19 protein-coding genes and 1 riboswitch are annotated in these 22,195 nt (G+C 66.0%); of the genes, 10 read left to right on the top strand and 9 right to left on the bottom strand.

The genetic code is table 11. From position 1 onward, the window contains the following. Positions 1 to 135: 135 nt before the first annotated feature. From G3574_RS13430 to G3574_RS13405, 6 genes are all read right to left on the bottom strand, one after another. Positions 136 to 1,608 carry a cobyric acid synthase gene (locus G3574_RS13430; protein WP_235953404.1) on the bottom strand — a complete coding sequence of 491 codons (1,473 nt, stop codon included), beginning with the start codon at positions 1,606 to 1,608 and terminating at the stop codon, positions 136 to 138. After that, positions 1,605 to 2,414, bottom strand: coding sequence for an ABC transporter substrate-binding protein (locus G3574_RS13425; protein ID WP_163963932.1), 810 nt, complete (start codon positions 2,412 to 2,414; stop codon positions 1,605 to 1,607). The genes G3574_RS13430 and G3574_RS13425 overlap by 4 nt, the downstream gene beginning before the upstream one ends. 70 nt (positions 2,415 to 2,484) lie before the next feature. Further along, a complete protein-coding gene (locus G3574_RS13420; protein ID WP_163963929.1) occupies positions 2,485 to 3,783 on the bottom strand; it encodes a cobyrinate a,c-diamide synthase in 1,299 nt (432 codons plus the stop codon). A gap of 73 nt (positions 3,784 to 3,856) precedes the next feature. Then, complete coding sequence (locus tag G3574_RS13415) at positions 3,857 to 4,642, bottom strand: ABC transporter ATP-binding protein (RefSeq protein ID WP_235953402.1); 786 nt, start codon at positions 4,640 to 4,642, stop codon at positions 3,857 to 3,859. Then, positions 4,639 to 5,706, bottom strand: a complete 1,068-nt coding sequence (locus G3574_RS13410; protein WP_163963944.1) for a FecCD family ABC transporter permease — start codon at positions 5,704 to 5,706, stop codon at positions 4,639 to 4,641. Before G3574_RS13410 ends, G3574_RS13415 begins: the two co-directional genes overlap by 4 nt. Positions 5,707 to 5,736: 30 nt before the next feature. Next, on the bottom strand, positions 5,737 to 7,650 hold the full coding sequence (locus tag G3574_RS13405; protein ID WP_163963927.1) for a TonB-dependent receptor domain-containing protein: 1,914 nt from the start codon (positions 7,648 to 7,650) through the stop codon (positions 5,737 to 5,739). Positions 7,651 to 7,785: 135 nt separating this feature from the next. Further along, a riboswitch (cobalamin riboswitch) is annotated at positions 7,786 to 8,050 on the bottom strand. 172 nt (positions 8,051 to 8,222) lie between these two features. Here G3574_RS13405 and G3574_RS13400 point away from each other — a divergent pair. The 3 genes from G3574_RS13400 (at position 8,223) to G3574_RS13390 (ending at position 12,055) form a co-directional block, all read left to right on the top strand. Beyond that, the gene (locus G3574_RS13400; RefSeq protein WP_163963925.1) at positions 8,223 to 9,137 is read left to right on the top strand and encodes an alpha/beta hydrolase; all 915 of its coding nucleotides are present in this window, start codon (positions 8,223 to 8,225) and stop codon (positions 9,135 to 9,137) included. Between the two features lie 252 nt (positions 9,138 to 9,389). After that, positions 9,390 to 10,172, top strand: coding sequence for a protein phosphatase CheZ (locus tag G3574_RS13395; RefSeq protein WP_163963923.1), 783 nt, complete (start codon positions 9,390 to 9,392; stop codon positions 10,170 to 10,172). Then, positions 10,172 to 12,055, top strand: a complete 1,884-nt coding sequence (locus tag G3574_RS13390) for a chemotaxis protein CheA (protein ID WP_163963922.1) — start codon at positions 10,172 to 10,174, stop codon at positions 12,053 to 12,055. Before G3574_RS13395 ends, G3574_RS13390 begins: the two co-directional genes overlap by 1 nt. Before the next feature lie 608 nt (positions 12,056 to 12,663). Here G3574_RS13390 and G3574_RS13385 read toward each other — a convergent pair. Both G3574_RS13385 and G3574_RS13380 read right to left on the bottom strand, forming a co-directional pair. Then, positions 12,664 to 13,476, bottom strand: coding sequence for an HAD family hydrolase (locus tag G3574_RS13385; RefSeq protein ID WP_163963919.1), 813 nt, complete (start codon positions 13,474 to 13,476; stop codon positions 12,664 to 12,666). Further along, on the bottom strand, positions 13,473 to 14,414 hold the full coding sequence (locus G3574_RS13380) for a CysB family HTH-type transcriptional regulator (RefSeq protein ID WP_163963917.1): 942 nt from the start codon (positions 14,412 to 14,414) through the stop codon (positions 13,473 to 13,475). The genes G3574_RS13385 and G3574_RS13380 overlap by 4 nt, the downstream gene beginning before the upstream one ends. 205 nt (positions 14,415 to 14,619) lie before the next feature. Here G3574_RS13380 and G3574_RS13375 point away from each other — a divergent pair, with 205 nt between their 5' ends. From G3574_RS13375 to cobA, 7 genes are all read left to right on the top strand, one after another. Then, positions 14,620 to 15,393 (top strand): sulfite exporter TauE/SafE family protein, encoded by a 774-nt coding sequence (locus G3574_RS13375; RefSeq protein ID WP_163963915.1) that lies wholly within the window; start codon positions 14,620 to 14,622, stop codon positions 15,391 to 15,393. Between the two features lie 15 nt (positions 15,394 to 15,408). Continuing rightward, complete coding sequence (locus tag G3574_RS13370) at positions 15,409 to 17,103, top strand: nitrite/sulfite reductase (protein WP_163963913.1); 1,695 nt, start codon at positions 15,409 to 15,411, stop codon at positions 17,101 to 17,103. Next, the gene (locus G3574_RS13365; RefSeq protein ID WP_163963911.1) at positions 17,096 to 17,647 is read left to right on the top strand and encodes a DUF934 domain-containing protein; all 552 of its coding nucleotides are present in this window, start codon (positions 17,096 to 17,098) and stop codon (positions 17,645 to 17,647) included. Before G3574_RS13370 ends, G3574_RS13365 begins: the two co-directional genes overlap by 8 nt. Further along, positions 17,644 to 18,360: a phosphoadenylyl-sulfate reductase gene (locus tag G3574_RS13360; protein WP_163963909.1), complete on the top strand. Its 717-nt coding sequence runs from the start codon at positions 17,644 to 17,646 to the stop codon at positions 18,358 to 18,360. Before G3574_RS13365 ends, G3574_RS13360 begins: the two co-directional genes overlap by 4 nt. 7 nt (positions 18,361 to 18,367) lie before the next feature. Continuing rightward, positions 18,368 to 19,315: a sulfate adenylyltransferase subunit CysD gene (gene cysD / locus G3574_RS13355; protein ID WP_163963907.1), complete on the top strand. Its 948-nt coding sequence runs from the start codon at positions 18,368 to 18,370 to the stop codon at positions 19,313 to 19,315. Beyond that, the gene (locus tag G3574_RS13350) at positions 19,315 to 20,637 is read left to right on the top strand and encodes a sulfate adenylyltransferase subunit 1 (protein WP_163963905.1); all 1,323 of its coding nucleotides are present in this window, start codon (positions 19,315 to 19,317) and stop codon (positions 20,635 to 20,637) included. Before cysD ends, G3574_RS13350 begins: the two co-directional genes overlap by 1 nt. A gap of 97 nt (positions 20,638 to 20,734) precedes the next feature. Beyond that, positions 20,735 to 21,445 (top strand): uroporphyrinogen-III C-methyltransferase, encoded by a 711-nt coding sequence (cobA, locus tag G3574_RS13345; protein WP_163963903.1) that lies wholly within the window; start codon positions 20,735 to 20,737, stop codon positions 21,443 to 21,445. Here the strand turns inward: cobA and G3574_RS13340 are convergent. Beyond that, positions 21,442 to 22,098, bottom strand: a complete 657-nt coding sequence (locus G3574_RS13340; protein WP_163963902.1) for a DUF1345 domain-containing protein — start codon at positions 22,096 to 22,098, stop codon at positions 21,442 to 21,444. The two genes, cobA and G3574_RS13340, sit on opposite strands and share 4 nt — an antisense overlap. Positions 22,099 to 22,195 lie beyond the last annotated feature (97 nt).

Genomic DNA, 22,195 nt, shown 5'->3' with positions numbered 1-22,195 from the left:
CGACCAAGTCGCGCGCCGACGTGCGCCGTGAAGCCGTGCAGTCGGCCAAGGCTGGCCAGGGCGTCTACTTCGGCGGCTGATGCCGCAGCGCAGGCAGGATGAAAAAAGGGCGGCCCAGGCCGCCCTTCGTCATTGTCAGCGCCCTCCTCGTTGCCACCGCTCGGGAGCGGCAAGCCGCGATAACGACGCCAGCAAAGGCAGCGTGGCGTCGGCGATCCTGTCGATGCTTGCTTCCCTGAGCGCGGCGATGTCGATCGTCCTCGCTTTCCGCAGCCCTGCCCATTCCAGCAAGGCCCGCATCGCCTCGGGATCATCGAATACCCCATGCAGATAGGTTCCCAGCACTTGCCCGTCAGCCGACATCGCGCCTTCCGCCCGGCCATCGATCAGGAAAGCCGGCCGCGCAAGCGCAGCGCCCTCGCTGACGCCCATGTGAATCTCGTACCCGCTCACCGCCGCATCGGCGAAGGCGCATCGCCCCGCCACCTGCGCCAGGCGCTTTTCCCGGCGCATGCCGGTGCGCATGTCGAGCAAGCCGAAGCCGGCCGTGTCGCCGGGCGCGCCCTCCACACCTTCCGGATCGGCGACGCTCTCGCCGAGCATCTGGAATCCGCCGCAGATGCCGATCAGCTTTCCACCGTAGCGCAGGTGCCGCCGTATCGCCTCGTCCCAGCCTTGCCCGCGCAGCCACGCCAGGTCGGCGCGCGTGTTCTTGCTGCCAGGCAGCACGATAAGGTCAGCCGGAGGGATCGGCTGCCCGGGACCGACGAAGCGCAGGTCGACATCCGGATGCGCGCGCAAGGCGTCGAAATCGGTATGGTTGCTGATGCGCGGGAACACCGGCACGACGATGCGGAATGCGCCCGCCCTGCCCTGCGCCTGCTGGATCGCGTCTTCCGCGTCGAGGTGCAGGCCGTGCAGGTAGGGCAGCACCGCCAGCACCGGTTTGCCGGTGCGCTGCTCCAGCCAGTCCAGCCCGGGTTGCAGCAGGCTGATGTCGCCGCGGAAGCGGTTGATGACGAAGCCGACGATGCGACGGCGTTCGCTGCCTGAGAGGCAGTCGAGCGTGCCGACGATGTGCGCGAACACGCCGCCGCGGTCGATGTCGGCCACCAGGATCACCGGGCAATCCACCGCTTCGGCGAAGCCCATGTTGGCGATGTCGCGTTCCCGCAGGTTGATCTCGGCCGGACTGCCGGCGCCTTCCACGATCACCGCTTCATACTGCGCCTGCAAGCGCCGGAACGATTCCAGCACGGCATGCATGGCGACGGTCTTGTAAAGGTCGTAGTCGCGCGCCTCCATGTCGGCGCGGGGCTTGCCGTGGATGATGACCTGCGCGCCGGTGTCGCTGGACGGCTTGAGCAGCACCGGGTTCATGTCGGTATGCGGCGGCACGCCGGCGGCCAGCGCCTGCAGCGCCTGGGCGCGGCCGATCTCGCCGCCGTCCGCCGTCACCGCGCTGTTGAGGGCCATGTTCTGCGGCTTGAAGGGCGCGACCTTCATGCCCTCGCGCGCCAGCAGGCGGCACAAGGCGGCGACCACGGTGCTCTTGCCGGCATCCGAGGTCGTGCCCTGCACCATCAGCATGGAAAATGGAAAGTTCATGCCGTCTCCCGGGAGGCATGCGATGCCTGCCACGCCGCGACCAGCGCATGCAGCTGCGGCAGGCCGTGCGTGATCGCCGACGGACCGGGCGAGAGAATGTCCGGCGACTTGATTTCCGCCACGCTGCCCGAGCGCACCGCGGGGATGGCGTCCCAACCCGGGCGGGACACCAGGCTGGCGTGCTGGAACTTCTTGCCGCACCACGAGGCAACGATGATGTCGGGGGCACGGCGCACCACCTCGCCGCCGTCGGCAATGATGCGATCCCTGGCGCCGTGATGGCCGGCGAGGTCGGCGAACACGTCGGTGCCGCCGGCGATTGTCATGAGTTCCGAGACCCAGCCGATGCCGCTGATCAGCGGATCGTTCCATTCCTCGAAATACATGCGCGGCCGGCGCGTCCATCCTGACGCGGCTTGCTTCGTGGCGTCGATCACTGCACGCAGCCGCGCGCAAAGCCCTTCTCCTTCATCCCTCCTGTCGACCAGCGCGGACAGCGTGGCGATCATGCGGAAGATGCCCCCGACGTCGTGCTGGTTGAACAGGTGCACCTCCACGCCGGCCTGCGCGAGGTCTCGCAGGATGTCGGCCTGCAGATTCGAATAGCCGATCACGAGATCGGGTCGCACCGCGAGGATGCGCTCGATCCGCGACGAAGAAAAGCCGCTGATCTTCGGCTTGTCGCGCCGGGCTTCTGGCGGACGCACGGTGAAGCCGGAGATGCCGGCGATGCGGTCCTGCGCGCCGAGCGCATACAGGGTTTCCACCGCCTCGGTGCTGAGGCAGGCAATGCGTTCGTAGGTCATGGCTTGTCTCCCTGCCTGTCTGCGCGTCTCTTGCCGGAACGCGCGCCGCCGATCACGCGGTACTGCATGGTCAAGCTTCTCCGCCGGTGAACAGGCGCGCCACGGCCTCGGGACAGGACGGGAACCAGGCATGGAAATACGAGGCCGTGAGCGAGCCGGCGCGGTAGACCGCCTCACCCTCGGTACCGGCGGGATGCCTGCGGGCGTGGGCATGCGGCGCGGCGGGCGTGTCGAAGCGCGAGTAATGGAAGGTGTGGCCGCGCAGTTCGCCGGCGCCGGTGCCCCAGGCCTGCAGGCCGAGCGCCGCAAGCCGTTGCTGCATGATCGCCTTGCCGGGCAGCAGGCCGGCCATCGGCCATTCCCGGCCTTCCGTGTCGGTGAGGGTGTCCGCGACGGCCATCATGCCGCCGCACTCGGCATAGACCGGCAGACCCGCCGCGTGCGCGACGCGCAGCGTGGTCTGCCAGCGCCTGTTGTGCGACAAGGTCCGCGCATGCAGTTCGGGATAGCCGCCGGGGAGATACACCGCGTCGGCCTGCGCCGGCACGGGCTCGTCGCGCAGCGGCGAAAAATATGCCAGGCTGGCGCCCATGGCTTCCAGGCAATCGAGGTTGGCGCGGTAGAGGAAGGCAAACGCGGCATCGCGCGCGATGGCGATGGTCTTGCCCCGCAGCGGCGCATGCGGCATCGGCTCGCTCGGCGGGGCGGCGGTCGCGTCGAGCATGATCTCCGTGATGCCGTCCAGCGCGTCCTGCGAGAGGTGCAGCGCATCGGCCAGGCCGTCCAGCAAGCCGTCGAGCCCGGCCACTTCGTCCGCCTGGTGGATGCCGAGGTGCCGCTCGGGCAGGGAGCGTTCCTGGCGCGGCAGGTGGCCGAGCAGCTGCACGCCGCGCAAGGCATCGGCGACCATGCGCGCATGCCCTTCGCCGCCGACCCGGTTGGCGATGACGCCGGCGAGACGGACGGGGCCGTAGTCGCGCAGGCCGAGCACCAGTGCGCCGGCGGTCTGGGCCATGGCCGAGGCATCGAGCGCCAGCAGCACCGGGATGCCGAAGGCATTGGCGAGATCCGCCGAAGAGGGCTGGCCGTCGTACAGCCCCATCACGCCCTCGATCAGCACCACGTCGGCGTCGCGCGCGGCGTCGGCGATCATGCGCCGGCATACCGCTTCGCCCACCATCCACAGGTCGAGCTGGTACACCGGCGCGCCGGACGCCCGCTCCAGCAGCATCGGATCGAGGAAGTCCGGCCCGGTCTTGAACACCCGGACCCGCTTGCCCTCGCGCCGCAGCCTACGCGCCAGCGCCGCCGTCAGCGTGGTCTTTCCTTGTCCGGAAGCAATCGCGGACACCAGCATGATTTTTGCCATCGTCACTCCTTGCCGGCCTCGGCGGGGTCTTTCTTGCGCTGCATGGAGGCGCAATGACGTTCGTTCAGGTCGCTCATCGTGGTTCTCCGGAGGGAATGAAGACGGTGCGACCGTGGTGGCGCACGATGTCGATGGGATACCCGAGGCATTCGCCCAGCAGCCCGGCCTGCATGATGTCCTCGACCGCACCGGCCCGCCAGCCGCCGTCGCCCATGAGCAGCACCGCATGGGTGGCCACGGCATGCGACAGGTTCAGGTCATGGCTGACGAGCGCGACGGTCTTGCCCTGCTCATGGCAGAGGCGGCCGATCAGGCGGGTAACCGCCACCTGGTGGGCGAGGTCGAGCGCGCCGGTCGGCTCGTCGAGCAGAAGCAGGGGCGTGTCCTGGGCCAGCACGGCAGCCATCGCCACGCGCTGGCGTTCGCCGCCGGAGAGGGTACGCACGTCCTGGCCGGCAAGATGGGCGACGTCAAGTTCGCGCAGGGCGGACATCGCGAGCGCGACATCCGCGTCGTCGTCCCAGTAGCGTGTGTCCTGGTAGGGATGGCGCGCCGCGAGCACGGTATCGATGGCGCGGTAGCTGAAAGGGTCGTTCCTGCCCTGCGCAAGAAAGGCGCGCTGGCGCGCCAGTTCCAGCAAGGGCCATTGCCGCAGCGGCCGGCCGAGGAGGCGGATTTCCCCGCGCTCGGGCTCGCGCAGCCCGGCCATGGTGCGCAGCAGGGTACTCTTGCCTGCGCCGTTGCGCCCGATCAGGCACCAGCATTCCCCGGGCCGCATCGTCAGGGAAATGTCGTTCACCAGCGCCCTGCTGCGCACCGCGAGCGTCAATGCCGACAGCTGCATCGTGTCCGTGCTCATCCCCGCCCTCCGCCGCGTCGCCTGACGTGATGCAGCTGCAGCAGGAATACCGGCACGCCGATCAGGTCGGTGATCACGCCCACCGGCAACTGCTGGGGAGCGAGCACGGTGCGCGCGAGGGTGTCGGCCAGGACGAGGAAGGCGCCGCCCGACAACGCGGCCGCCGGCATGAGGATGCGGTGGTCCGCGCCCCAGGTGAAGCGGCAGGCATGCGGCACGATGAGGCCGACGAAGCCGATGCTGCCGGCGCTGCTCACGGCGCTCGCGGTCAGCAGCGCGGCGCCGACGAACAGGCCCTTGCGCAGCCGTCCTACCTGGATGCCGAGCGTGGCCGCGTGGTCGGCATGCATTGCCAGCACGTTCACGCCGCGCGCCGCGCGCAGGGCCAGCGCAAGGACGACGCCCCAGACCAGCCAGGGCAGGATGCGGTTCTGCGTGGCCGACAGGTCGCCGATCAGCCAGAACACCATGCCGCGCAGGCGGTTGTCGGGCGCGATGGACAGCATCAGCGTCACGAGTGCGCCGCAGCCGGAAGCCACGATCGCTCCGGTCAGCAGTAGGGTCGGGGTATTGCCTTCGACCGGCAGGCCGCCGCGCAGGTCGCGGTGGACCAAGCCGAACAGCAGCATGGCGACGGCGAGCGCGCCGCCGAAGGCCGCGGCGTCCACCATCCATGCCGCGCTCGCGAACAGGATGGCCGCCAGCGCGCCGACCGACGCGCCGCCGGACACGCCCAATACGTACGGATCGGCGAGCGGATTGCGCAGCAGCGCCTGCATCATCACGCCCGCCAGGGACAAGGTGGCGCCGGTCACGAAGGCGCTCAAGGCACGGCCGAGGCGCAGGGTCAGCAGGGTGGCGGCAAGGCTGGCCGGCGCGGCGTCGTCGTTTCCGGCGAGCAGCGCAAGCACGGCGTCGCGCCATTCCGCCGGCCCGATGGCGACCGAGCCGATGAAGCATGACCCGGCGATGCAGGCGAGCGCGGCCAGGGACAGGCCAAGCAGCGTCCAGGCGGGTCGCTTCCCCGCCCTCGGCAAACCCAGGCTTCCCGCAGTCGACGTCATCATGGCCTTTCTCCGCCTTATCCCTGCCGGTCAGCGCATGCCGTAGCGCACGCCGACGAAGACGCTGGAACCCGGCGTGTTGTAGTTGCGCGCGAGCTCGTAGTTCTTGTCGAACACATTGTCCCAGCGGCCGAACACCGTCCAGTCCCGCGCTACCGCGTAGCTGGCATGCAGGTTCAGCAAGCCATAGCCGCCGAGCGTGGTCCGGTTGGCGCCATCGTCGAAGCGCTTGCCGGACGCGAGGACGTCGCCGCCGAGGCGTAGCGCGCCGGCCTCGTATTCGACGCCGACGGTTGCGTGCTGCCTGGCGCGCCGTGCCAGCTGGCGGTCGGCGGTTTCGTCGCGCGGGTCCTGCAGGTCAAGCGAGCCGCTGAACACCAGGCTGCCGAGGCGGGTGCTGCCGCCGAAGGTGATGCCGGTCAGCAGCGCCTCGTTGATGTTGTAGGCGCAGCCGAAGGCATGCGTTGCGACTTCCACCGGGCAGGTAGTGGCATAGACAAGCAGGTCGGTGATGCGGTTGCGGTAATAAACGGCGCTCAGCCGCGTCGCGCCGTTGTCGTAGTACAAGCCGGCCTCGGCGTTCCTGCCTTTTTCCGGCTGGTTCGAAGCGATGCCGTATCCGGGGAAATACAGTTCGTTGAAGGTCGGCGCGCGGAAACTCGTGCCGATGCTGGCGCTGGCCCGGAGGTCGCCGGAAATCCGGTAGCCATACGCCAGGTTGCCGGTGGTGTGCGAGCCAAACTGAGAGCTGTTGTCGTTGCGCACGCTGGCCGTGGCGAGGTGCGGACCGGCGTGGAACTGATACGCGGCGGCAACCGAGTTGGTGTCGCGCGAGCCGCGCACCGCCGCGTTGGTGGTATCGATGTTTTCCTCGCGCCGTTCGAGCACGAACTGCAGCAGGTCGCCGCCGAGCGTGACATCGTTCTGCCAGGTCAGGTCGTCTTGCCGCGTCTGGAAGAAATTGCGGCCGGTGGCGGTGATGGCGTCCAGCCTGTCGTGCGAGCGCGCAAGCTGCACGGTGCTGGTCCAGTTCGCCGCGAGCTTGTCCCTGGAAAACAGCGCCACGGTGTCGATCTTCTGGATGTTGCGGTCGTCGAAATTGGTGCTTTGGTCGATCTGTGAGTCAACCCGGCTCTGAAGGAAACTCAGGCCGGCCTCGTGGCCCTTGGCCCATTCGAGGGACAAGCGGCCGCTGGCGCTGTCGCTGGCGTAGCCGTCGCGGTCCGGGTTGTAGCCGAAGGCGCCGGGCCGCGTTGCGGAGAAGCCGGTGGCTTCCTCGTGTCCTGCGCGGATCGCATAGCGGATCTTGCGCTCGCCGTCGCTGCTGCCGGACACCCCGGCATCGATGGTGCGCAGTCCGTCGCTGCCGGCGCCAACCGAGGCGGAAGGCGAAGGCGCGCCATCGGTCTGGCGGGTGAAGATCTGCACCACGCCGCCCATGGCATCCGCCCCGTACAGGCTGGACAGCGGACCGTAGACGATTTCGACATGGTCGATCTGGGACAGCGGGATGCCGGCCCAGCTCGCGCCGCCAAGGGTGGAGGAGCCGACGCGCACGCCGTCCACCAGCACCACCGTCTTGTTGTTGTCGGTGCCGCGGATGAACACCGAGGAAGCGCTGCCCGGCCCGCCGTTGCGCACGACTTCCACGCCGCGCTGGCGCTGCAGCAGGTCGACCAGCGTGGTTTGCCCGGAGCGGGCGATGTCCTCGGAAGTGATGACGACGTTGTCGCTCAGCACGTCGTGGGCGATCTGCGGCGTGCGGGTGGCGGTGACGAGCACCGGCTCCAGCGCACGGCCTTGCTGGGCCTGCTGGTTCTGTTGGGCATGCGCGCACAAGGGCATGGCCGCGCCAATGGCGGCCAGGACGGACATGGAAGCGGAAACGGGGACGAGACGGGCCACGCGCAGGGCCGCGGCGGTTTGAGGCGAACGGAAAGACATGAATGGATCCAGGAAAGCACGGCCACCCTGCTTCCCCGCAGGATGGCATCAACAAAAAGCGGCGGCGGGATGAGACGGCTGCGGGTGCGCGAGGCATGCCTGCCTGGCGCTTGCGCCGCGAAAACCCCCGTTCGCACACTTTCACCTGTCCTGGCCGGTATCCGGGCTGGCAAGTCGGGCCGTTCCACCTTCCCATGCGCGTCGTCCGTTGCGGACACGGCGCACAGTGGCGTCAAGGAATCGGCTGCCGCGCGAGAGGTGACACGACCTCGTGCGCGGCGCTTGTTTACCGTTGCGGGGGCAGCACACGTTAGTTACCGGCTTGCGCGTCGAACCTCGTGTTTCCCGTTTAACTGCGCGCATGAACATGCGCGCGGGCACCAAAACCCCGCCATTGTAAGGCTTGCAGCATTTGCCGACAACCAATTGAGAGTAATCATTTCAAGGGGAAGGTTCTCGATATCAAGCATGAGCGTGTCGCCGAAGCGGATCGGGCCGCCTCCTGCGATGCCCCGGACAAGCTTGCGGGGAGCGCAGTACACTCTGCATTTTCCACCGTTCACGCTGCGTTCATGACCACCACTTCCGCCGATGTCCTCCCGACCGGCCAGGCCGACCCTGCCGAGTACTACTCCCGCCAATACAATGCCCGCGCCGGCATTCCCGATCATCCCTACATCTTCACGCGCTGGCTGAAGGACTCGACCCATGTGCGGCGCACCAACGCCGGCCTCTACAACCTGGCCTTCGGCGAGACCGAGGCGGAGCGCATCGACTTCTTCCCGACGCCGCGTTCCGGCGCGCCGCTGCTGGTGTTCATCCACGGCGGCTGGTGGCGTTCACTGGACAAGACCGACTTCTCCTTCGTCGCGCCGGCCTACACCCGCGCGGGATACAACGTCGCGCTGACCAACTACACCCTCGCGCCGAAGGCGTCCATCGCCGAGATCGTGCGCGAGCAGCTGAGCGCGCTGGCCTGGCTCTACCACCATGCCGAGGCCTACGATTTCGACCGCGAGCGCATCGTGGTCGCGGGCCATTCGGCGGGGGCTCACCTCGCGGCGATGATGATGGCGGCGGTCTGGCCAGCCTTCGACCCGGCCCTGCCGGTCGACCTGGTCAAGGGCGGCATCCTCATGTCCGGCATCTACGATCTCGCGCCCATCCTGCACGCGGACTTCGTCAACGTCGACCTGAAGCTGCGCGAAGACGACATCGCGCCGCTCTCCCCGGCCGGCATGCCGCAATCCCATTCGGCGCCCTTCATCACCGCGGCGGGCGGCCTGGAATCGGACGAATTCCGGCGGCAGACCGACTTGCTGGCGGGGCGCTGGCGCAACAACCACCGGGAGGACGTTTCGCTGCCCGGCATCAACCACCTCACCATCTGCGACGCCTTCGCCACGCCGGGACACGCCCTGCATGACGCCAGCCTGCGGCTGCTGGCGTCGCTGGATGCCGGCAAGGCCTCTTCCGACCTGGCCTGAAACGAGCGTCCCCATCCGGTGTTGCCATATTGCTCATCGTTCCCCGCGGGCGGTCGCGGGTGTAGACACAACATTTTTTCGGCACAGGCTTGGTTCCAGGAAACTGTCCCGGTATGATGGAACAAGCTTAAGAAGTTGCGTCCGGACAATACGTGACTGATAATCAAGCGGGGAGCACAGGCAGGCGAAGCATGCGCGCGCAGCCGTCCTGCGTGTAAGAAAAACGCTGACATCGAATGGGGAAGTACAAACATGAGTAACGCTGCAGACGATCTGGATCTGGAAGCCTTATTTGACGAGGTGTCCGCGCAGCGGACGGAAACCGCGGAACCCGCCCCGCCCGCAGCCGTCGCCGTTGCTCCAGCCGCGGCAGGGGCGGCAGAGACCGCGGAGGAATCCGCCGAGCACGACGGCGAGACCGACCAGTCCGGCAAGCCCATGTACGAGCGCCTCGGCGGCATCGTGCGCATGCTGCATGACTCGCTGCGCGAACTGGGCTACGACCGCTCGCTCAACAATGTCGCCAGCCAGATCAACGACGCCCAGGGCCGCCTCGAGCACGTCGCCTCGCTCACCGAGCAGGCCGCCAACAAGGTGCTCAATACCGTCGACACCTGCATGCCCGCCCAGGACGACCTGGGCAAGTCGGCAAAGGACATGGAAAACCGCTGGGCGCAGCTCTTCGACGGCAAGCTGGGCATCGACGAATTCAAGGCCCTGGCGGGCGACTCGAAGCAGTTCGCCAGCACCGTCCTGCAATCTACCGACGCCGAGAAGGCGCGCCTGCTGGACATCATGATGGCCCAGGACTTCCAGGACATCACCGGCCAGCTCATCAAGAAGATCGTGGTCATCACCAACCAGGTCGAGCGCGAGCTGGCGCAACTCCTGCGCGACAACGCGCCGCCGGAAGTGAAGGCGCAGATGGCCGCCGCCGAGCAGAAGCCGGTTGAACTGATGCAAGGGCCGTCCTCGCCGGGCACCGCCATGGCGCAGGATGACGTCGACAGCCTGCTCGCCGACCTGGGGTTCTAATGGATGACATGCTCAAAGAGTTCGTCGTCGAGGCGCTGGACCTCGCGACGAACGTAGAGGAACATCTGCTTTCGCTGGAGCGCCGGCCGGATGACACCAACGCGCTCAACGCCCTGTTCCGCTCATTCCATACCATCAAGGGCGGCGCCGGCTTCATGAACCTGCCGGCGATCGTCTCCGCCTGCCATCTCACCGAAAACCTCTTCGACGGCCTGCGCACCGGCCAGGTGCCGGTCACGCCGACGGCCATCGAAGCCGGCCTGCAGGCCAGCGGCTTCGTCGCCGACCAGCTGACCCAGCTGGCCAATGGCGCCGCCGCCGAGTCGCTGCCCGACATGCCTTCCGAACTGGAAGATCTGCTGACCGCGGCGATCGAAGGCAAGGGCAATGTGGAAGAGGTGCTTGCCGAGACGGCCGAGCCGGAACCGGTGGCGCTCGCGGTCGAAGCCGCGCCGGCAGCAGCCACCACGGCTTCCGCGTCCGCCTCGGCCATGACGGCGGATGGCCTTGATTGGGAAGCGCTCTACCGTGCCGTCGTGCCAGCCGGCACGCTGGCCGACGCTCCGGCTGCTAAACCGCCTGCTGCTGTTGCCGCCGCGGCCGCTCCTGCGGCGCCTGCGGCCAAGCCCGCTGCCAAGCCCGCCGCGCCGAAACCGGCCAGCAGCGACGATGTCGGCATGAAGCCGATCACCGCCGCCGTCAAGGAAGACAGCATCCGTATCGACGCCATCAAGCTCGACGCCCTGCTCGAAGTGGCGGGCGAATCGGTACAGGCCGCCAACCAGGCCGCGGTGCTGCTCGAAAAACTGGTGCAGTTCAAGTTCGAAGGCCAGGCCGCCGCGCTCATGGCCACCCTACAGGAAACGCTCAGCCGTGCTTCCCGCTACAGCAGCGAATTGCAGCGCGCCACCCTCTCCACCCGCATGCAGCCGGTCGGCCGCCTGTTCCAGAAATTCCCGCGCCTGGTCCGTGAACTTGCGCGTGACCTGGGCAAGGAAGTGGAACTGGTGATCGAAGGCGCGGAAACCGAAGTCGACCGCGTTGTGGTGGACAGCCTCTACGACCCGCTGGTGCACATGCTGCGCAACGCGCTCGACCACGGCATCGAAACCGCCGACGAGCGCACCCAGACCACCAAGGCGGCCAAGGCCACCATCCTGTTAAAAGCCTGGCAGGAAGGAAGCAGCGTCATGATCGAGATTTCCGACGACGGCAAGGGCATGGACCCGGTGAGGCTGCGCAACAAGGCGCTGTCCAAGGGACTCATCAACGACAACCAGGCACTCACCACCGAAGAATCGCTGCAACTCATCTTCCTGCCCGGCTTCTCGACCAAGGAAGTCGCATCCAGCGTCTCCGGGCGCGGCGTCGGCATGGACGTGGTCAAGACCGCCGTGGAAAAGCACCGCGGCGCGATCCGCATCGACTCGGTGCTCGGCGAAGGCACCCGCTTCACCATCCGCCTGCCGATCGAGCTCTCCATCGTTCCAACGATGTTGGTACGCACCTCCGGCGCGGCGCTGGCACTGCCCATGGTAGCCGTCGAGCGCGTCGTGGAATTGCCGGAAACCTTCGACGAAGTCGGCGGCGCGCCGGTGCTGCGCGACCAGGGACGTCCGCTCGCCGTGCGTTCGCTGTCGAACATCCTCGGCTATGAGCCGTGCCGGGAAAAGGTCGGCATCGTCATCGCCGCCCCGCATCCCTACATCGTCGCGGTGGAAGCGGTGGAAGGGACGGCCGACCTCGTGATCAAGCCGCTGACCGCGATTGCCGTCAATGGCGTTAACGGCACGGCCCGCTCCGCGGAGGGCGAACTGGTGCTGGTCGTGAGCCTGGCCTTCCTGCTGGATGGCTGCAAGACGACGGCGCGCGCTGCGGCTTGAGTCTTTTCTGAAATTGCATCCCCCGCCCGGCGACGCGCGGGGGATTTTTTTTGGCATGTGGTCGCGCCAGCTATTCTCATTCCCGCCTTGCCTTGTCATTTCCGCGACAGCTGGGACAGCAATTCACGCCGCCAGAGAATCGCAGAAGACCAGGCGATGCAGCAGAAACTGCTTGAGCTGTTGAGGCAAGCGTGTTCGTTGGCCGGCAAAGCTTGCCAAGTACCATATCGGATGCCCCGGTCAGTCCGGAAGCGCTTGACGCCATTCTTGATTTGCATGGATTTAGGATGTCCGCCCTGGTCCTGAATCTTCCAATGCCACTTCATCAGATCAAGAGAACGCCGAAGGGAGTGGGGGCACCCGGTTGAAGAACGTAGGGCCTGAAGTCAATAATCAGGTCATTTACGACAGTGTGTACTTTGAAGAGCATGGCATCGAGTCCGCATCGACCCTCGACACGCCTCCGGAAGGTCCCGAAGACAACCAGATTTTGGAATTCTGGAAGAAATACCGCTCGCCTTTCCTGAGCGGTCCGTTCCATGCATGTTGAGATGGCGGAAGACATGCCGAGCGGGGATCGCTGGCAGGCATGGTTCATGCCCGCTTCGTTACGATCCTCGTGCCGCCGGCAAGCACCGCGCCACCTCCACAAACCCCGCCCCATACGCCTGCGACGCCACGAAGCGCGGCGCAACCGGCAGCCTCGACAAATGGCTCGTCACATTCGCCACGCCTATGGAATACGGGTAATGCGCAAACATCCGCGCATCGTTGCCCGAATCACCCACGAAAGCATAGGTACGCCGTGCCTCGTCGTCATCGGTGCCGAACACCTCGCGCAACAGGCGCTCGCTGGCCACCTGCTTGCAAAACGGCGCAAGCGAAGCATGCGCATGGATGCTGCTGGATGTCGCATGGAAGCCATGCTTACGGATGAAGTCGAGTACCTCGGCCACTTTGTCGGCAGGCAAGGGTGGCGCAAATTCGCCGATGTCGAAGGCGAGGTCGCCGACGCGCTGGGGAGCATCCTCGGCGATCTGTACCTCAGGGAATCGTTCCTGCATGACAAGCGCGAAGGATTCCAAGCGGGCGCGGTGCGCCTTGCGGGTGGCGGCATCGGCATAGAACCACGACGCGGTGCGTCCGCCCTCTCCCGGCCAGAACGCACTCGCGCCGTTCTCGGCGATGACCGCGTCGAAGCCGCACAGGCGCAGCAAAGGCATGGCCCAGTAGGTCGGCCTGCCGGTCACGGCAATGATGCGGTAGCCGGCGTCGCGCAGCGAACTAATCGCGGCCAGCGTATCGGGCAGCATGCGGCCGTGGGTGGTCAAAGTGTCGTCGATGTCGGTCAGCACGCCGCGGATCAGGCGCCGTTCCTCAATCGGCCACTCGGCGAGCGGCGTCATCCTTGCCTGGCTCATAGCTCGTAGCTGTCCTTTTCGCCGCTCATGACCTGTTCGACCATCTTGCGGGTCAGGGTCGGACTGAGCAGTTCGATGAAGCTGTATACGTAGCTGCGCAGGTAGGCGCCCTGCTTGAGGGCGACGCGGGAGACGTTGGTGCCGAACAGGTGTCCGGCAGGCAAGGCGCGCAAACCCTTGTCGCGCTCGTTATCGAAGGCCAGGCCGGCGATGATGCCCACGCCCATGCCGAGCTCCACGTAAGTCTTGATGACGTCGGCGTCGATGGCTTCCAGCAGCACGTCCGGCTTGAGGTTGCGGATGGAAAACGCATGGTCGATCTTGGCGCGGCCGGCAAAGGCGCTGTCGTAGGTAATGAGTGGATATGCGGCAATTTCTTCCAGCGTCAGCATCTTGGACTTGAGCAAGGGATGCTCGGGCGGCACCACGACCACGTGTTCCCACTGGTAGCAAGGCAGGGTGATCAGGCCGTCGACGTGGGAGATCGCCTCGGTGGCGATGGCCATGTCGGCCTGGTCGCGCAAGACCATCTCGCCGACCTGCCTCGGGTTTCCCTGCAGCAGGGAGAGGCGGACCTTGGGATATTTCTGGGTAAAGGCTTGCACGACCTTGGGCAGGGAATACCGTGCCTGGGTATGGGTGGTGGCAATGGTGAAGCTGCCGCTGTCCTGGGCGGCGAATTCCTTGCCGATGCGCTTGAGGCCGTCGATCTCCTGCATGATCAGCTCGACCGATTTCAGCACCGCCCTGCCCGGCTCGGTGAGGCCGCGGATGCGCTTGCCGTGCCGCGTGAAGATGTCCACGCCGAGTTCCTCTTCCAGCTCGATGATCGCCTTGGACACCCCCGGCTGGGAGGTGTACAGGGCCTCTGCGGCTTCGGTCAGGTTGAAATTCTGGCGCACGGCTTCGCGCACGAAGCGCAGTTGATGCAGGTTCATAAGGCGTTCCCACTCCCTGAAATGTCATGGCGGCAACGCTGGCCGCACAGGCAAGCCCATGGTGACGGGCCTGGTAAGGCGTCTTCATCCGCCAGGCGTTTTCCGCTCTTGGTTATGCCGATACGGCATATAAGCAAATGAATACTAAGTAGTTTGGAATAAGGAATAAGTTTATTACGATTCACACTCCTTTGGGCGAGGTCTCATGACTCTTTCTTATATTGCATCCGGATTCGCAGTCGGCCTGCTGGTCGGCCTGACCGGCGTCGGCGGCGGCTCGCTGATGACGCCGCTGCTAACCCTCCTGTTCGGCGTGTCCCCGACCGTGGCGGTGGGCACCGACCTGGCATTCGCTTCGACAACCAAGGCGGCCGGCACCCTGGTGCACCGGGTGCGCGGCACGGTGCGCTGGGACGTGGTGCGCCTGCTTTGCATCGGCGCCCTGCCCGCCGCCCTCGTCGCCACGCTGATGCTCAAGCAGTTCGGCGCCCTGGACAAGGAAATCGGCCAGGTCATCCGCTATTCCATCGCCGGTTCCGTGCTGCTGACTGTCATCGCCCTGATGTTCCGCAGCCGCATGCAGGCCTGGGTCATCGCCCACCCCGAAAAGCAGTTGCAGGGACGCAAGCTTGCCTTCGCCACGGTACTGGTCGGCGCCATCCTCGGCACGCTGGTCACCATCTCGTCGATCGGCGCCGGTGCCATTGGAGCAACCATCCTCGTATTGCTGTATCCTCGCCTGTCCCCGGCGGAAATCGCCGGGACCGACATTGCCTACGCCGTGCCCCTGACCGCCATTGCCGCCTTCGGCCACTGGTGGCTGGGCTCCATCAACTGGGAGCTGCTCTTCTCCCTTCTGCTGGGCTCGGTGCCGGGCATCACCCTCGGATCGTACGCTGCGCGCGCGGTCCCCGAGAAGATACTGCGCGGCCTGCTGGCCACCACGCTGACAGCGGTCGCCGCCAAATTGGTTTTTTAAGATTGGGATAACACGATGTATCGCTACGACCAATACGACCATCAGATCGTCAAGGAACGCGTCGCCCAGTACGCCGATCAAGTGCGCCGGCGCCTCAATGGCGAGCTGACGGAAGACGAATTCCGCCCGCTGCGCCTGCAGAACGGCCTGTACTACCAGCGCCACGCCTACATGCTGCGCATCGCCGTGCCCTACGGCCTGCTGGCGTCGCGCCAGCTGCGCATGTTCGCCCACATCGCGCGCGAGCACGACCGCGGCTACGGCCACTTCACCACCCGCCAGAACATCCAGTTCAACTGGATCAAGGTCGAGGAAACCCCGGAAATCCTGCGCAAGCTGGCCTCGGTCGAGATGCACGCCATCCAGACGTCCGGCAACTGCGTGCGCAACATCACGTCCGACGAATACGCCGGCATCGCCCCGGACGAACTCGTCGACCCGCGCCCCTATTGCGAAATCCTGCGCCAGTGGAGCACCTTCCATCCCGAGTTCGCCTACCTGCCGCGCAAGTTCAAGATCGCCATCAACGGCGCCGAGGAAGACCGCGCCGCCATCCTGGTGCATGACATCGGCCTGTCCATCGTGAAGAACGAGCAGGGCGAGATCGGCTTCCGCGTGCTGGTCGGCGGCGGCATGGGCCGCACCCCGATCCTGGGCAGCGAGATCCGCGCCTTCCTGCCGTGGCAGCACGTGATGAGCTACATCGAAGCAATCCTGCGCGTATACAACCAGTACGGCCGCCGCGACAACATCTACAAGGCCCGCATCAAGATCCTGGTGAAGGCGCTGGGCGTGGAAGAATTCGCACGCCAGGTGGAAGAAGAATGGCAGCACATCAAGGACGGCCCGAGCACCCTCACCCGCGAGGAACTCGACCGCGTCGCCGCCTACTTCACCGCGCCGGCCTACGAAACCCTGCCGACCACCGATGCCGCCTTCGATCAACTCAAGACGGACAACAAGGCGTTCGGCAACTGGGTCAAGCGCAACGTCAAGCCGCACCGCGTGCCGGGCTATGCTGCCGTCGTGCTGTCGCTGAAGAAGACCGGTGTACCGCCGGGCGACGCCACCGCCGACCAGATGGATTTCGTTGCCGACCTCGCCGACAAGTACAGCTTCGGCGAACTGCGCGTGACCCACGAGCAGAACCTCGTGCTGTCCGACGTGAAGATCACCGACCTCGAAGCCATCTGGAATGCCGCCAAGTCGCAGGGCCTGGCCACGCCGAACATCGGCCTCCTGACCGACATCGTCTGCTGCCCCGGCGGCGACTTCTGCGCGCTGGCCAATGCCAAGTCGATCCCGATCGCGCAGGACATCGCCGAGCGCTTCGACAACCTCGACTTCCAGCATGACATCGGCGAGATCGAGCTGAACATCTCCGGCTGCATCAATTCCTGCGGCCATCACCACGTCGGCCACATCGGCATCCTCGGCGTGGACAAGGATGGCAGCGAGTGGTACCAGGTCTCGATCGGCGGCGCGCAAGGCAACCAGTCGAGCATCGGCAAGATCATCGGCCCGTCCTTCTCGGCGCACCAGATGCCCGAGGTGATCGACCGCATCCTGAAGGTTTATGTGCGCGAGCGCCAGGAAGACGAGCGCTTCATCGAGACGGCGCGCCGCATCGGCGTCGCGCCCTTCAAGGAATACGTCTACGCGACGCCGATCAAGTCCGAACACAAGGCAGGAGAAGACGCATATGCGTGACATCATCAAGAACCGCGCCGTCGTCAGCGACGACTGGGAAATCCTGCGCCTGGCCGAGGGTGACGATCCCGAGGCGATCGACATCCCCGCCGGGAAGGTAATCGTTCCGCTGACGGTGTGGCAGGCCCGGCGCGACGCGCTCGACAGCCGCCTCACCGCCGGCGAGCTCGGCGTCTGGTTAGCCAGCCACGAGCGCCCGGAAGCACTCAAGGACGAGCTCGGCAGGTTCAAGCTGATCGCGGTCGACTTCCCGAAGTTCGCGGATGGCCGCGGCTACTCCATCGCCTTCAACCTGCGCCGCTACGGCTACGCCGGCGAGCTGCGGGCCATCGGCGACGTGCTGCGCGACCAGCTGTTCTACATGCAGCGCGTGGGCTTCGACGCCTTCGCCGTGCGCGAAGACAAGGACATTAACGTCGCGCTCAAGGGCCTGACGGATTTCTCCGAGGTGTACTCCAACTCCTGGGACCAGAAATCGCCGCTGTTCCGCCGCGTGCAGCGCGGCGCCGGCGCCGAGAAGGCAGAAGAGAAGGTTGGGGCATGAGCAAGGACTACGACACCCTGGTCGCGGAAACGCGGGCGACGCTGCAGCACATCACCGACGCATTTTCGCCCGCGGTGCTGGCTTCCAGCCTGGCCGCGGAAGACATGGTCCTGACCGACTTGATCCTGCGCGCGCGCCTGCCGATCGGCATCTTCTCGCTCGAAACCGGCCGCCTGCACAAGGAAACCCTGGGCGTGCTCGACAGCATCAAGGCCACCTATGACTACGAGGTCCAGCTGTTCAAGCCGGAAGCCGCCGCGGTCGACGCCTACGTCAAGCAGAACGGCCTGAACGCCTTCTACGACAGCGTGGACATGCGTAAGGAATGCTGCCGCATCCGCAAGGTCGAGCCGCTCAAGCGCGCCCTCGATGGAAAGAAGGCCTGGATCACCGGCCAGCGCCGCGCCCAGTCGACCACCCGCTCTGAACTCGCGGTGCAGGAACACGACGCCGGCCACGGCCTGGAGAAGTTCAATCCGCTGGCCGACTGGTCGGAAGCGGACGTCTGGAACTACATCCGCAGCAACGGCGTGCCCTACAACCCGCTGCACGATAAGGGATATCCGTCGATCGGCTGCGAACCCTGCACCCGCGCCATCCAGCCGGGCGAGGATGTGCGCGCCGGACGCTGGTGGTGGGAAAACCCCGAATCCAAGGAGTGCGGCCTGCACGTCGTCGATGGCAAGCTCGTCAGAATCAAATCCGTTGCGTGAGAAAACAATGAATACCGCAGTCGCCCCCGAAGTCGAACATCTCTTCCTCGACGCCGCCTCCAACCGCCACCTCGACTGGCTGGAGTCGGAAGCCATCCACATCATGCGCGAGGTCGCGGCGGAGTGTACCAACCCCGCCCTGCTGTTCTCCGGCGGCAAGGATTCGGTGGTGCTGCTGCGCATCGCCGAGAAGGCGTTCCGACCGGGCAAGTTCCCGTTCCCGCTGGTGCACATCGACACCGGCCATAACTTCCCCGAGGTGATCGAATTCCGCGACCGCCGCGCCGCCGAACTCGGCGAGCGCCTCGTGGTGCGCTCCGTCGAAGACTCGATCAAGCGCGGCACCGTGCGCCTGCGCAATCCGCAGACCGATTCCCGCAACGCCGCGCAGGCCGTGACCCTGCTGGAAACCATCGATGAATTCAAGTTCGACGCCTGCATCGGCGGCGCACGCCGCGACGAGGAAAAGGCCCGCGCCAAGGAGCGCATCTTTTCCTTCCGCGACGAATTCGGCCAGTGGAATCCCAAGGCCCAGCGCCCCGAACTCTGGGATCTGTACAACACCCGCGTCCACCCGGGCGAGAACATGCGCGTGTTCCCCATCTCGAACTGGACCGAACTCGATGTGTGGCAATACATCGCCCGCGAAAAGCTGGCCCTGCCGCCGATCTATTTCGCCCACGAGCGCCAGGTGATCCCGCGCAACGGCCTGCTGGTGCCGCTGACCGGCCTGACCCCGGCCCGCGAAGGCGAGACCGTCGAAACCCGCGTCGTGCGCTTCCGCACCGTGGGCGACATCTCCTGCACCTGCCCGGTGGCCTCCGACGCGGCCGACGTGGACGCGATCATCGCCGAAACCGCCGTCACCCAGATTACCGAGCGCGGCGCAACCCGCATGGATGACCAGACATCCGAAGCATCGATGGAAAAACGCAAGAAGGAAGGATATTTCTGATGAACGCCGTGGCAGATCAAGGTTTGAACCATACCGCCGGCAAGACCGAGCGCGGCCTGCTGCGCTTCATCACCGCCGGTTCGGTGGACGACGGCAAGAGCACGCTGATCGGCCGCCTGCTGTTCGACAGCAAGGGCATCTTCGCCGACCAGCTCGACGCCATCTCGCGCGCCAAGCACAAGCGCACCGTCGGCGACACCGTCGACCTCTCGCTGCTGACCGACGGGCTCGAAGCCGAGCGCGAGCAAGGCATCACCATCGACGTGGCCTACCGCTACTTCGCCACGCCCAAGCGCAAGTTCATCATCGCCGACACCCCGGGCCATGAGCAATACACGCGCAACATGGTGACCGGCGCCTCCACCGCGGACGCCGTCATCATCCTGGTCGACGTGTCCAAGGTGAAGCTGAACGACGACGGCAGCGTGGAACTCCTCACCCAGACCAAGCGCCACTCCACCATCGCCCGCCTGCTGCGCATCGAGCACGTGATCGTCGCGGTCAACAAGATGGACCTGGTGGACTACGACAAGACGGTGTACGACCGCATCGTCGGCGCCTACAACGACTTCGCGAAGCAGCTTGGCCTGGCCGACGTGCACGCCATCCCGATGTCGGCCCTGGTGGGCGACAACGTGGTGACCGCCGGCGACAAGATGCCCTGGTACCAGGGCCCGACCCTGATCAGCCTGCTGGAGTCGCTGTCGGTCTACGACGACGCCCACGACGAGCCGCTGCGCTTCCCGGTGCAGCTGGTGGCCCGCCACAACGGCCATGAAGCCAACGATTTCCGCGGCTACATGGGCCGCGTGGAATCGGGCAAGGTGCGCAAGGGTGACAAGCTGGTGGTGCAGCCCAGCGGCCAGACCGGCACCGTCAAGGACATCGTTACCCTCGACGGCTCTCTCGACGTCGCCACCGCAGGCCAGTCGATTACCGTCCTGCTCGACGAGTACCTCGACATCTCGCGCGGCGACATGATGGCCGCCGCCGACCGTCCCGCCACCCAGTTGAAGACGGTCAACGCTGACGTCTGCTGGCTGTCCGAGGAACCGCTGGACATGCGCCGCCGCTACTGGCTCAAGCACACCACCAAGCAGGTCGCGGCCAAGGTCACGAAGGTCGACACCCTGCTCGACATCAACACCCAGGAACGCCGCCCGGCGGACGCGCTCAAGCTCAACGACATCGCCACGGTATCGATCAACGTCCAGCAGCCGCTCGCCGCCGATGCCTACGACGCCATCCGCGCGACGGGTTCGTTCATCCTGATCGATGAAGTGACGCACCAGACGGTCGCGGCGGGGATGATCCGGATTTAAGTCGGTAGCAACACCTCCTCCACTTCAATGGCGCGTTATTTAGCTCCCTCCCCTTGAAGGGGAGGGAGCATGAAGCGCGAAACCGCGAAGTCACCCGATGCCCCCCTCCCCCACCGTCTACCTGATCGGCGCCGGGCCCGGCGCCGCCGACCTCATCACCGTGCGCGGCGCGCGCATCCTCGCGCGGGCCGACGCGGTGCTCTACGACGCCCTCGTCACGCCCGAGATGCTGGACCTGTGTCCGCAGGCGGTGAAGATTTCCGTCGGCAAGCGTTCCGGCCAGCGCTCCACCGCGCAAGCCGAGATCAACCGCCGCCTCGTCGAATGCGCCCGGCAGTACGAGCTGGTGGTGCGCCTCAAGGGCGGCGACCCGATGATGTTCGGCCGCGCCGACGAGGAATTGCGCGCGCTCGAAGCGGCGGGCATCGCCTACGACATCGTTCCGGGCATCACCGCCGCGATGGCCGCCGCCGCGTCCACCAAGCTGCCGCTGACCAAGCGCGGCATCGCCCGCAGCGTCGCCTTCTTCACCTCCAGCACCGCCCCGGGCCACCCCGAGCAAGCCACCCTCCCCGATTGCGACACCCTGATCCAGTACATGGGCGGCAAGGAAGCCATCGCCACCGCCCGGCAACTGCTGGCGCAAGGCCGCTCGCCCGACCTGCCGGTGGTCGTGGTGGAAAACTGCAGCCGGGAAAACGAACGCGACATGCGCCTCACGCTCGGCCAGCTCGAGCAGGGTCTGGCCGGCTGCAGCGGACCGGTACTGGTGATGTTCGGCGAGGCCTTCGCCGCGCGGCAGCCTTAATTTCCAACCAGCCCGGCGGCGATGTTGATCGTCATGCCGATGATCGCCGCATTGAACACGAACGACAGCACGGACTGCGCCAGCACCGCCTTGCGCATCGAAGTGTGAACCACGCTGATGTCCGAGGTCTGCGCCGCCACCGCGATGGTGAAGGAGAAATACAGGAAATCGGCGTATCCCGGTTCGGCGAGCTCTTCCGGAAAGCGCAGCGGCCGCCGATCCGCCGGCGCCCGGTAGAACAGGTGGGCGTAATGCAGGGTGTAGATCACGCCGAGCAGGAGCCATGAGCCCATGACCGTGGTCCCGGTCAGCAGATAATGCAGGAAGCGCGCGCCGCCTGCCGTCTGCGTTACCGACGCCAGTTCTATCACGATCGCCACCAGGCTGAGCACCGCGCCGAGCGACATGACGACCAGCACGAAGATGGCGTTGCTGTCCTCCTGGCGCGCCAGCTTCAGCATGCTCTGGTTGTTTCCGCGCATCATCAGCCAAGCCACGAGGACGAGGTAGGTCCATACCGCGACATTCCAGCCGATGAGCGCTTTCGCCGCGAGGCTCAAGTGCAGGGGAATGGCGACGCCGATGAGCGTGCCGAACAGCAAGGCGCTCATCAGCCGTGGATGGGAATGAACGAGCCGGTTGCGTTGGTGCATGGTTGGTTTCATGGAAGTAAGTTTTCAGCGCATTGTAGACCCGGCAACTCCAGGCGCGCGGGAAAACGGAGCTGCAACGTTACCATGCCGGCAAAGT

This window comes from Noviherbaspirillum galbum, from assembly GCF_010974945.1.
In the GTDB taxonomy this organism is placed as follows: Bacteria; Pseudomonadota; Gammaproteobacteria; order Burkholderiales; family Burkholderiaceae_D; genus Noviherbaspirillum; species Noviherbaspirillum galbum.
The sequence above is the reverse complement of the archived record's forward strand: the minus strand, read 5'-3'. Positions and strand labels throughout refer to the sequence as shown.